This window comes from Fictibacillus arsenicus (assembly GCF_001999465.1).
GTDB lineage: Bacteria > Bacillota > Bacilli > Bacillales > Fictibacillaceae > Fictibacillus > Fictibacillus arsenicus.
This window is the reverse complement of the sequence record NZ_MQMF01000002.1, coordinates 24,225-36,118: the sequence shown is the minus strand read 5'-3', so window position 1 is coordinate 36,118 and position 11,894 is coordinate 24,225. Positions and strand designations below refer to the sequence as shown.

Here is an 11,894-nt window from a genome sequence, read left to right as displayed (position 1 = left end):
ATGGATTTTACAAAAATTAATCATATTCATCTAGATATTCTTCGGGAGATTGGCAACATTGGAGCGGGACATGCAGCAACTGCTTTGTCTACCATGCTGAATAAAGCGGTTGATATGAAAGTACCTTCTGTAAAAGTTATTTCTTTCGAGGAAATAACGGAGATGGTTGGCGGTTCCGAAAATATTGTAGCATCTGTTTTTTTGAGGATTGTTGGAGATGCACCAGGTTGTATGTTTTTTATGCTTCCTATTGAACAAGCTGAAAAGCTTTTAGGGGACCTATTAGGGGGAGAAGTTGTCCAGTTAACTGAAGGAGTACACTCAGAAATGACAATTTCTGCTCTTCAAGAAGTAGGCAATATCCTTTCAGGGTCATACCTTACATCATTTTCGGATTTTACAGGACTCAATCTGCAGCCATCTGTTCCGGCAACGAGTATAGATATGGCTGGAGCAATCCTTAGTTTTGGGCTTTTAGAAATATCTGCAGTAAGCGATTTTGCAATTGTAATTGATACAGCTTTTACAGATATAAAAAAATTGGATGAAGTAAAAGGACACTTTTTCTTATTGCCTGATCCTGAGTCATTCGCAAAAATTTTTAATGCACTGGGAGTTCCGATGGATGAGTGAAATTATAAAAGTTGGGATAGCGGATATCAACCTCGTATCCCCTCCCGACACAATAAGAACAACAGGTCTTGGTTCTTGCGTAGGAGTTATTATATACGATGAAGGCAGAAAAATAGCCGGAATGGCACATGTGATGCTTCCTGAATCTGCTTTGATCAAATCAAATACCACTAAATTAGGAAAATTCGCGGATACCGCTGTAAACGCACTATATGACATGCTTATAAAAAAAGGTGCTTCTGCAAAAAGCATTAAAGCGAAAATTGCGGGAGGAGCTCAAATGTTTCAATTTTCTTCGGGAAGCGAAATGATGAGGATCGGTCCTAGAAATGTTGAAAGTGTAAAGCTTCAACTTAACCAACTTGGTATTCCGCTTATATCAAGTGATGTCGGGGGAAACAGCGGGAGAACAATTGAATTTAATCCGGCAGATTATCAATTGACAATAAAAACAGTAAACAAAGGCACAAAAATTATCTAAGCCGAGAAAATCGGTAATAAAACGAGGAGGATTACCATGACGGAGTCATCTTTAGTAGAAGAACAAACTTGCTGGGAAAAGTGGAATACTAGCCGTGATCGAGAAGCAGGTGACGAATTGCTTCGTGCCTATCTGCCTCTTGTTAATTATCATGTTCAAAGAATATCGGTTGGACTGCCAAAAAGCGTCAATAAAGATGAACTCCGGTCCCTCGGGATGCTCGGTTTGTATGATGCTCTAAAGAAATTCGAGCCAGAGCGTGATCTGAAATTTGATACTTATGCTTCCTTTCGAATCCGGGGAGCAATATTAGATGGTCTTCGAAGAGAAGATTGGCTGCCACGCAGTCTTCGGGAGAAAACAAAAAAAGTAGAAGCTGCAATAGAAAAACTAGAACAAGAGAATCTTCGTTCTGTAAGTGCGAAAGAAGTTGCAGATGAGCTCGGTCTCTCAGAGAATGATGTTACAACCGTAATGTCCGAAAGTTTCATGGCTAATGTATTATCCATTGATGAAGAAAACAAGGAAACTGAGAGCAGGGAAAAAGTAAGTTATACAATAGAAGATAAAAAAGCAATAACTCCTGAAAATAGTTTGCTTCAGGAAGAACTTCACGGTGAACTTGCTCTCGTTATAAAAGAACTATCTGAAAAAGAGCAACTTGTTGTAAGTTTGTTTTACTTTGAGGAGTTAACTCTGACTGAAATTGGACAAGTGCTTGGTTTATCTACATCAAGAATTTCTCAAATTCATTCAAAAGCACTTTTTAGAATCAGGCAGGTTCTACAACGATACATGTAAGGGGTTAGAGTAATGGATCAGTGGTTCACTATAAAATTTTTAGAAAAAGATACGATAGCGATTTTAGTAAAAAAGAGCGACGTTGAAATTAATCCTGAAGAAGTAACCTATGATCGTCTAGCCGCCTGGATTAAATCAAAGAAAATTAAGCACGGTTTGAAGAGTGAGATCATTCATGAGATTGCAGGAAATATCGAGACCGTATACTTTCCATTGGAGATTGCAAAAGGAATACTTCCTGTTCATGGTAAACCTGCCATGTTGATTCCTGCTGCAGAGGCGGAATCATCTATAAATGATTCAGAAAATGCGAAGGTTGATTTTAAGCGTCTTTTCACAATTCCAACTGTTTCATTTGGACAGCTGATTGCGCGGAAACGAAAAGCTTCTGATGGTACACCCGGGATTACTGTTTTTGGTGAAACTATTCCAGCCAAAAGAGGAAAAGACTTAAAAGTTAAAAATGGGGAGAATACCGTTTTTAATGAAGACAATTTAGGAGTTTATGCAGCCGCGAGCGGTGAAGTGAGTTATAGATCAAACTGTGTGAATGTTTTTCCCGTTTATAAAGTGGACGGAGATCTGTCATTGAAAACGGGACACATTGATTTTGTTGGAAATGTTCATGTTACAGGTGATGTACCGTCGGGCTTCAAAATTAATGCACAAGGTGATGTGAGGATAGAAGGATTAGTTGAGGCAGCAGAAGTTACAGCTGGCGGCAATATTGTCGTGGGCGGCGGGGTACTCGGTCAGGGAAAAGGATCAATACGCTGCGGAGGAAACTTCACTAGTCTGTATATTAATCAAGGGAACATAATGGCAGGCGAAAATATTGAAGCTGTCCAATCTATTTTGCACAGTTACTGTGAAGCAGGAAAAAGCATCATTTGTGTAAACGGAAAAGGGAACATAGCAGGTGGTACATGTATCGCCCAGAACATGATAACTGCTAATGAAATTGGAAATGAAACGTATTCAAAAACGTTGATATATATGAAATTGCAGGAACCGCAACTCAATCAAGTATTTATTGATGATGAAAAAATAAATGAATTGCAGACTAACCTTGAAAAGCTGCAGCAGCTAAAAGATGCTTTGATCAGACAAGCAGGAAATAGTAATAGAATAGATCAGGCAACGGTCGGTAAAATAGACAATACGATCAATCAAACTTCTGCAAAATTATCAGACCTTTATATAGAGAAAAATAACTTTGCTATAAAAGATCACAGTAAATCGTCTTATGTCATAATTAAAGGAACATTGCATCCAAATGTAGAAATTAGTATGGGGAAATATAAACGAAGAGTTCAGTCTCCATTTCAATCAGCGAAAGTTTATATGGAAGAGAAAGAAATAATTATTAATTCCTTATAAAGAACGGGTGTTGAATATGAGCTTGAAATTAATAGAACTTCAAGTAGCAATCCCGCGAACTATGGATGCTGGAAAAGCCGCTTCTGATTTAGCGCAAAGAGGCATGATTCACCAAGCTCAACTTTTAGAACAAGATCGTAAAAAACAATTAACTGAATCCAGAAGGGTCTCTGCAAAAGAACGAACAGAGAATAGTGTTTTGCACACGGGGGAACATCAAACAAGTAAATCAACCCCGATGTATGCAAAGCATCCGTTTAAAGGGCAGGAAATTGATTATTCAGGATAGGTGAAAAGCTGTGAACGGTATTATATTTATTAGTCTATTATTAAATGTTGTCTGTATTTATTTAATATATTTACTTTGGAAAAAGCTTGATGAGAATCATAAAAACGCTGAATCAACTGATCATATTGAAGAGATGCTGGAGCTTTTTTCACAGGAGATGCGATACGAGAATGAGCAGCTCTACAAACTAATCTCTGACTTTAGCAGCAAAAATGAGCAGGATAAACGTGAAATTCAAGAAAAAACAAATGAAATAGGAATTGAAGCTATTAACAGTATGGCATTAAAGAATGAAAATAATGATCAAATTGATGAAGTACATAATCAGTCAGAAACAAAAACTGATACAAATAAGGTGATTATTTTAGCAAAGCAAGGTTATAATGCAGAACAAATAGCTAAAATGCTGAATAGGGGAAAAGGTGAAGTTGAGCTGCTTTTAAAATTTTATGCTTAACATGCCAAAATGACTTGCAGAATTAACGCGAAATATGTTATATTATTTCTCGGTGTTAATCACACACGTTTGCGGATTTGAACAATGTGGTGCTGCAATAAATGCAGTTATTGTTCAAAGGTGAAACAAACGGAGGGAAAAAACCTAGGAGGTGCCATTATGGCAGTAATTTCAATGAAACAATTGTTAGAAGCTGGTGTACACTTTGGTCATCAGACTCGCCGTTGGAATCCGAAAATGTCTCGTTACATTTTCACAGAAAGAAACGGTATCTACATTATCGATCTTCAAAAGACGGTAAAGAAAGTAGAAGAATGCTACAATGTTATGCGTAACATCGCAGCAGACGGCGGAAAGATTCTTTTCGTTGGTACTAAAAAGCAAGCTCAAGATTCAGTGAAGGAAGAAGCTGAACGTTCTGACATGTACTACATCAACCAACGCTGGTTGGGTGGAACTTTAACAAACTTCGGTACAATCCGCAAGCGTATCAACCGCTTGAAGGATCTTGAAAGAATGCAGGAAGACGGTACTTTTGATGTTCTTCCTAAGAAAGAAGTAATCCTTCTTAAAAAAGAAATGGAACGTCTTGAAAAGTTCTTAGGCGGAATTAAAGAAATGAACAAGCTTCCTGATGCATTATTCGTAGTTGACCCTCGTAAAGAGCGTATTGCGATTGCTGAAGCTCGTAAATTAAACATTCCGATCATCGCTATTGTTGATACTAACTGTGACCCGGATGAAGTAGATCACGTTATTCCTGGTAACGACGATGCTATCCGTGCAGTTAAACTTCTAACTGGAAAAATGGCTGATGCTATCATCGAAGCTAACCAAGGCGGAGAAGAAACAGCAGAAGCAGCTGAAGAAGAAACAACTGCTTAATTAATTTAATGGAATGCTCAAGGGTGGTAGAGGGGATGACCCTTTATCACCCTTTTTAATGTAAAAGCTTGTTGCTTAGGTCATTTTCTCTTCGTTGACAAGTTGATTTGAGTGCAAGATGCGAGACTCCAGCGGGATCACCGCACGCCCCGCGGAAAGCGAGCATTCTGTAACGGAAATCAACTACTTTCAAAAGCAACTTGTTAAAACAGCCTAATGTTTAAAAAGCACTACATATCACACAAGGAGGCAAAACACATGGCTATTACAGCTCAAATGGTTAAAGAATTGCGTGAAAAGACTGGCGCAGGTATGATGGATTGTAAAAAAGCACTAACTGAAACTGATGGAAACATGGAAGCAGCGGTAGACTACCTTCGTGAAAAAGGAATCGCTAAAGCAGCTAAAAAAGCCGATCGTATTGCAGCAGAAGGTTTAACTTCTGTTATCGTTGACGGTGACAAAGCGGTTATTCTAGAAGTAAACTCTGAAACGGATTTCGTTGCTAAGAACGAAAACTTCAAGAACCTTATCTCTGAATTAGGTAACCACTTACTAGCTACAGAGCCTGCTTCTGTTGAGGATGCATTAGCTTCTGATTACAACGGCACTACAGTTAATGACTATATTAACAGTGCAATCGCTAAAATTGGTGAGAAGATTACCCTTCGCCGTTTTGAAATCTTGAAAAAAGGTGAAAACGCAGCATTTGGTGCATACTTGCACATGGGTGGACGAATCGGTGTTCTTTCTGTAGTTGAAGGAACGACTGACGAAGAAGTTGCTAAAGACGTAGCAATGCACGTAGCAGCTGTAAACCCTAAGTATATCTCTCGTGATGAAGTTAGCGAAGAAGAAGTTTCTCGCGAGCGCAAAGTGTTGACTGAGCAAGCTCTTAACGAAGGAAAGCCTGAAAACATCGTTGCTAAAATGGTTGAAGGACGTCTTGGTAAATACTTCGAAGATATCTGCTTAAACGATCAGTCTTTTATTAAAGATCCAGATCAAAAAGTAGGTAAATATGTAGCTTCCAAAGGTGCTACTGTTAAAGCCTTCGTACGTTTTGAAGTTGGAGAAGGTCTTGAAAAGCGTGAAGACAACTTTGCTGAAGAAGTTATGTCTCAAGTGAAAAAGTAAGCACAAGGATTAAAAAGAGGGGAGCACGTTGTGTTCCTCTTTTTTTACAGAAATAACCTGGGTTTTTAATAACTCTACTTTAAAAGGTTGTTGCTTAAGCTTGTTTTTAAAAGACATCATTGACTAGTTGATTGGAGTGTAAGGTGCGAGACTCCTGGGGGATCAGCGGGACAGGTGAGACTCTTAACTGCGCAAAGCGCTAAGAGGCTCACCGCACGCCCCCCGGAAAGCGAGCACCTGAAACGGAAATCAACACTTTCAAGAGAAACGAAACATTATACAAAATAGCCTTAAAAACCAAGTAAATACATTTTTTAGGTGATGGAGGGACAAATGACTACTTCAAAATATAAACGAGTTGTCTTGAAACTTAGCGGAGAAGCGCTAGCTGGTGAACAAACATCTGGAATCGATCCAAAGATTGTTCAATCCATAGCTGAGCAAGTGAAAGAAATTGTAGAATTAGATGTAGAAGTTGCTGTAGTTGTAGGTGGTGGAAACCTATGGCGCGGTAAAACAGGCAGCGAGATGGGCATGGACCGTGCATCTGCAGATTACATGGGCATGCTTGCTACTGTGATGAATTCATTGGCTCTTCAAGACAGTCTTGAAAATATCGGGGTTCAAACAAGAGTACAGACATCAATTGAAATGCGACAGGTTGCTGAACCTTATATCAGAAGAAAAGCCATTCGTCACCTTGAAAAAAAGCGAGTAGTTATTTTTGCAGCTGGAACGGGGAATCCTTATTTCTCTACAGATACTACTGCAGCACTTAGAGCGGCTGAGATCGAAGCAGAAGTTATTTTAATGGCTAAGAATAATGTTGATGGTGTTTATTCAGCTGATCCAAAACTAGATGAAAATGCAGTTAAATATACAACGTTATCATATCTTGACTTGTTAAAAGACGGATTAGCCGTGATGGATACAACAGCTTCTTCTTTATGTATGGATAATGATATTCCTTTAGTTGTATTCTCGATCATGGAAGAAGGAAACATTAAACGTGCTGTCGCTGGTGAAAAAATTGGAACGGTAATAAGGGGGAAAAACTAAATGGCTAAAGAAGTTTTAACTCAAGCTGAAGAAAAGATGCAAAAAGCAATCGGAGCATTAAGACGTGAATACTCTACGCTTCGTGCAGGAAGAGCAAATCCTTCATTATTAGACAGAGTTCAAGTTGATTATTATGGTACACCAACTCCGATCAATCAATTAGCGGGTGTGACTACTCCAGAAGCAAGACTGTTAGTGATCCAGCCTTATGATAAAACTGCAATGGGTGATATCGAAAAGGCGATCTTAAAGTCTGATCTTGGTCTTACTCCTTCAAACGATGGTCAAGTGATTCGTATTGCTATTCCGGCGCTTACTGAAGAAAGAAGAAAAGAATTAGTTAAACTAGTTAAGAAGTTTGCAGAAGAAGCAAAAGTTGCACTTCGCAACATTCGCCGTGATGCAAACGATGATTTAAAGAAGCTTGAAAAAGAAGCAGAGATCACTGAAGATGAACTTCGCCGCTACAACGATGACGTTCAAAAGCTTACTGACAAGTATACAGCTGAGGTTGACTCTGTAAGTTCAAATAAAGAAAAAGAAATCATGGAAGTATAAAGCTTTTCCATGTACAATTAAATAAAAAAAGCCCTCTATAAAGGGGGCTTTTTTATTAGACTATATCAACGCAGCGGCAGGAATAAATGATTCCTGGCTAGTTGTTGATTTCAGCATTAAAGAGATCCTGACCCGGCAGAATGCTTTTATTTAAATAGCCGCTGGTTTCTTTATGAAGTCTGGAAAGATGGAGGCTTATACATGCTTGACAAGCTTTTCTTTAGAAAAAAAAGTCATGAACAGAAATGGGATCTTTACACAAATATTCCATCACATGTAGCAATAATAATGGATGGAAATGGCCGCTGGGCTAGAAAAAGAGCATTGCCGCGAATCGCAGGCCATCATGAAGGCATGAAAACCGTCAGGAAAATCGTAAAAGAAGCGAATAGAATCGGAATTAAAGTCCTTACCCTATATGCTTTTTCAACTGAGAACTGGAAAAGACCTCGTGAGGAAGTGGACTTCCTTATGAAGCTTCCCGGTGAATTTCTGAACACGTTTTTGCCAGATTTGATTAAAGAGAATGTACAAGTGAGAATAATGGGTAAAAAAGAATTGCTGCCAATGCATACTGTAAAGGCAGTCGATCAAGCAATCAGCCAAACCGAAAGCAATACAGGGCTAATTTTGAACTTTGCTTTAAATTATGGAAGCAGAGATGAAATCACCGCTGCAGTTAAAGCGATTGGGAAGGAAATTAAAAATGGAACGCTTGATCCCTCTCATATTAATGAATCTACTATTGAAAATCATCTAATGACGCAAGGACTTAGTGATCCAGATCTACTAATCCGTACGAGTGGTGAAGTACGCTTAAGCAACTTTATGCTTTGGCAGCTGGCTTATTCGGAATTCTGGTTTACTGAAGTTTATTGGCCAGATTTTTCAGAAGATCATTTGCGAGAAGCTGTGTCACAGTTTGCTCAGCGAGGCAGAAGATTTGGCGGGGTTTGATTAAGGAGGACTTATGAAACAACGGATTATTACAGGTGTAATCGCAGCCGTTTTATTTATTGGGATTACCCTTTACGGCAGCTGGCCATTCTCATTATTAATCCTTTTACTTGCAGGAATCGGCATGTACGAACTGTTGCGAATGAAGAGAATGGAACGGACATTTATCGGGTTGATCAGCTATTTATTGACGATCGTAATTGCTTTGCCCGAACAATGGATGAAAGCGATTGAGCCATTTACTAAAACAGATGCAATTATACTTGCAGTGCTGTTGCTATTAGTTGTAACGGTCATTCATAAAAACAAAACGGAATATAATGATATTTCATTCGTTTTGTTTAGTTCGCTTTATGTAGGATTTGGTTTTTTCTATTTAGTTGAAACTAGAATATTAGAAAATGGTGTCGAGTTGTTGTTCTTTATTCTATTTATGATTTGGGCAACGGATTCTGGTGCTTATTTCGTAGGGAAATCAATGGGGAAACGAAAGCTGTGGCCTATTATTTCACCAAACAAAACGATAGAAGGGGCGGTTGGCGGCATATTCTTCAGTATTTTAGTAGCAATTATCTATTATGCTGCAAGTTTTGTTGATCTGTCTCTTTTACCAATACTAATTATTTCTGTATTAGTCGGAGTCTTTGGTCAGATTGGAGACTTGGCTGAATCTGCGTTTAAAAGAATATATGATGTAAAAGATTCGGGCAGCCTTCTGCCAGGACATGGGGGAATCTTGGACAGACTGGACAGTGCATTGTTTGTATTCCCTTTGCTGCACGTACTCCACTTGTTAGGATAACATTAAGGGGGATCATATGAAGTTTGTTAGTTTATTAGGTGCAACAGGGTCAATCGGTAAACAGACTCTTGATGTTATTGCTTCCCATCCAGAACAATTTCGATTAAGTTCAATGTCAGTCGGGAAAAATATTGAGGCAGCTGAAGAAATCATCCGGACATTCAAACCTGAAATCTGTGCGGTACAGAACGAAGCTGATGCTCAGACACTAAAGGAGCGAGTAGACAACTCAACAAAGGTTGTTCATGGGATGGAAGGACTAATAGAAGCTGCGGTTTCTACTAAATCAACTGTAGTCGTTAACTCTGTTATAGGCAGTGTCGGACTATTGCCCACCTTAAAAGCCATTGAAGCTAATAAGACGATTGCTTTGGCGAATAAGGAGACTCTCGTTACTGCTGGTCATCTTGTAATGGAAAAAGCTAAAAAGCACAATATTGCCATTTTGCCTGTAGACTCAGAGCATTCTGCTATATACCAGTGTCTGAATGGTGAAGATATAAACCGCGTAGAAAAATTGATTCTCACGGCATCTGGCGGGAGTTTTAGAGATAAAACACGTGATGAGCTGAAAAACGTTACCGTTAAAGAGGCTTTGAATCATCCAAACTGGTCGATGGGAGCTAAGATTACCATTGATTCAGCGACAATGATGAACAAGGGACTAGAAGTAATTGAAGCTCATTGGCTATTTTCCTTTGATTATTCGAAAATAGACGTCATTTTACATAAGGAGAGTATCATACACTCTATGGTAGAGTTTGTTGATACAAGCGTGATCGCACATCTTGGACAACCTGATATGCGTGTGCCGATTCAGTATGCTCTTACACACCCTGAAAGACTTGAATTAGTAAATGGGAAAAGGTTAAACTTATGGGAAGCCGGCAAACTCCATTTTCAGAAGATGGATTACGACCGTTTCAGATGTTTGAAGTTAGCATTTGAAGCAGGAAACATGGGCGGCTTAATGCCAACTGTATTAAATGCTGCAAATGAAAAAGCAGTGGAATTATTTTTAGACGGAAAAATATCATTCCTGGAAATTGAGGAAATGATTGAACGTGCAATGCTGCAGGCGGAAAATATAAACAAGCCTGAATTGGATGCTATCCAAGAAACGGATAAAAGGACTCGTGATTTTGTAGAGTCACTACTAAACAAAGGCAGGTAATGGAAATGAACACTGTGATAGCCATTATCATCATTTTAGGGGCTTTAATATTCTTTCATGAACTAGGACATCTTTTGCTGGCAAAAAGAGCTGGTATTCTATGCCGGGAATTTGCAATAGGATTTGGCCCGAAAGTGTTTGCCTTTAAAAAAGGAGAAACAGTCTATACGATTCGTCTGTTGCCTCTTGGAGGATTTGTACGAATGGCTGGGGAAGATCCTGAAGGCATCGAGTTGAAGGCAGGTCACAGAGTTGGTTTAATTTTTAATAATGCAAATGAAGTAGAAAAGATAATTGTTAATCATCGTGAAAAATACCCGGTGCAAAAAACCATTACGATCGAAAAAGCAGATCTTGAACGTGAATTATACTTAACCGGATTTGAGAACGAAGAGTCCGGACCAGCTACTTATAAAGTTAAAGAAGATGCTCTATTTGTTTCAGATCATCAAGAAATGCAGATCGCTCCTTATAACCGTCAATTTGGATCTAAGACAATTATGCAAAGAACGCTTGCGATCTTTGCAGGTCCTGCGATGAACTTCTTGCTTGCGTTCATTATTCTTGTTGCATTTTCTTTAATGCAAGGTATTCCTACAAATGAATCAAGACTTGGAACACTTCAGGAAGGCGCTGCTGCAGATAAAGCAGGTTTAGTTGAGGGAGACAAAATTATAGCGATCCAAGGAGAAAAAATGGATGACTGGAAAGAACTTGTTTCAGTTATTCAGCAAAATCCTGGAGAGAAATTGATGTTCACCATTAATCGTGGTGGAGAAGAAAAAGTTGTTCCGGTAACTTTAGGTTCAAGAAAGGGACCTGACAACAAGAATGAAGGATTTATTGGAGCTCATCCATTTACTGAATCTTCATTTGTGGGATCACTGGAGTATGGTGCGAAACAAACATGGTTTATGACCACTGCGATCTTTACAGGTATCGGCCAGCTTGTTACAGGCCAGCATGGTATTGATCAGCTTTCTGGACCGCTTGGTATTTATGAGTATACAGATCAAGCAGCAAAAGCCGGTGTTTATATGCTGCTGCAATGGGCTGCTATATTAAGTATTAACTTAGGGATTTTTAACCTTCTGCCTTTGCCTGCATTGGACGGAGGAAGACTTCTTTTCTTAGGTGTTGAAGCACTTAGAGGGAAGCCGATCGATCCTCAAAAAGAAGGATTGGTCCACTTTATTGGATTTGCTTTCTTAATGCTGCTGATGCTAGTAGTAACATGGAATGATATACAAAAAATATTTCTTAGTTAATTAGGGATTTTTT

Annotated in this window: 14 protein-coding genes; all 14 read left to right on the top strand. The window is 38.9% G+C overall.

Annotation, left to right across the window (positions count from 1 at the left end; all coding sequences use genetic code 11):
* The 14 genes from UN64_RS07260 to rseP all read left to right on the top strand — a co-directional run bounded on the left by UN64_RS07260 (position 1) and on the right by rseP (position 11,881).
* Entirely contained in the window at positions 1 to 633 is a 633-nt protein-coding gene (locus UN64_RS07260; RefSeq protein WP_077361256.1) for a chemotaxis protein CheC, read from the top strand.
* The gene (locus tag UN64_RS07255) at positions 626 to 1,114 is read left to right on the top strand and encodes a chemotaxis protein CheD (RefSeq protein ID WP_077361254.1); all 489 of its coding nucleotides are present in this window, start codon (positions 626 to 628) and stop codon (positions 1,112 to 1,114) included. Before UN64_RS07260 ends, UN64_RS07255 begins: the two co-directional genes overlap by 8 nt.
* Before the next feature lie 36 nt (positions 1,115 to 1,150).
* A complete protein-coding gene (locus tag UN64_RS07250) occupies positions 1,151 to 1,915 on the top strand; it encodes a FliA/WhiG family RNA polymerase sigma factor (protein ID WP_077361252.1) in 765 nt (254 codons plus the stop codon).
* 12 nt (positions 1,916 to 1,927) lie between these two features.
* On the top strand, positions 1,928 to 3,295 hold the full coding sequence (locus UN64_RS07245) for a flagellar assembly protein A (protein WP_077361250.1): 1,368 nt from the start codon (positions 1,928 to 1,930) through the stop codon (positions 3,293 to 3,295).
* Between the two features lie 16 nt (positions 3,296 to 3,311).
* On the top strand, positions 3,312 to 3,584 hold the full coding sequence (locus tag UN64_RS07240) for a hypothetical protein (protein ID WP_077361248.1): 273 nt from the start codon (positions 3,312 to 3,314) through the stop codon (positions 3,582 to 3,584).
* Between the two features lie 10 nt (positions 3,585 to 3,594).
* A complete protein-coding gene (locus UN64_RS07235; RefSeq protein ID WP_077361246.1) occupies positions 3,595 to 4,041 on the top strand; it encodes a DUF6115 domain-containing protein in 447 nt (148 codons plus the stop codon).
* Positions 4,042 to 4,200: 159 nt separating this feature from the next.
* Positions 4,201 to 4,926, top strand: a complete 726-nt coding sequence (rpsB, locus tag UN64_RS07230) for a 30S ribosomal protein S2 (RefSeq protein ID WP_077361244.1) — start codon at positions 4,201 to 4,203, stop codon at positions 4,924 to 4,926.
* 258 nt (positions 4,927 to 5,184) lie between these two features.
* Positions 5,185 to 6,063 carry a translation elongation factor Ts gene (gene tsf, locus UN64_RS07225; RefSeq protein ID WP_077361242.1) on the top strand — a complete coding sequence of 293 codons (879 nt, stop codon included), beginning with the start codon at positions 5,185 to 5,187 and terminating at the stop codon, positions 6,061 to 6,063.
* Positions 6,064 to 6,396: 333 nt separating this feature from the next.
* Entirely contained in the window at positions 6,397 to 7,122 is a 726-nt protein-coding gene (gene pyrH, locus UN64_RS07220; RefSeq protein WP_066240860.1) for a UMP kinase, read from the top strand.
* A complete protein-coding gene (gene frr / locus UN64_RS07215) occupies positions 7,123 to 7,680 on the top strand; it encodes a ribosome recycling factor (protein WP_077361240.1) in 558 nt (185 codons plus the stop codon).
* 201 nt (positions 7,681 to 7,881) lie between these two features.
* Positions 7,882 to 8,637, top strand: coding sequence for an undecaprenyl pyrophosphate synthase (gene uppS / locus UN64_RS07210; protein ID WP_077361238.1), 756 nt, complete (start codon positions 7,882 to 7,884; stop codon positions 8,635 to 8,637).
* Positions 8,638 to 8,650: 13 nt separating this feature from the next.
* Entirely contained in the window at positions 8,651 to 9,439 is a 789-nt protein-coding gene (locus tag UN64_RS07205; RefSeq protein WP_077361236.1) for a phosphatidate cytidylyltransferase, read from the top strand.
* A gap of 16 nt (positions 9,440 to 9,455) precedes the next feature.
* Positions 9,456 to 10,613, top strand: coding sequence for a 1-deoxy-D-xylulose-5-phosphate reductoisomerase (dxr, locus tag UN64_RS07200; RefSeq protein ID WP_077361234.1), 1,158 nt, complete (start codon positions 9,456 to 9,458; stop codon positions 10,611 to 10,613).
* A 5-nt stretch (positions 10,614 to 10,618) separates the two neighbouring features.
* A complete protein-coding gene (rseP, locus tag UN64_RS07195) occupies positions 10,619 to 11,881 on the top strand; it encodes an RIP metalloprotease RseP (RefSeq protein ID WP_077361232.1) in 1,263 nt (420 codons plus the stop codon).
* Positions 11,882 to 11,894 lie beyond the last annotated feature (13 nt).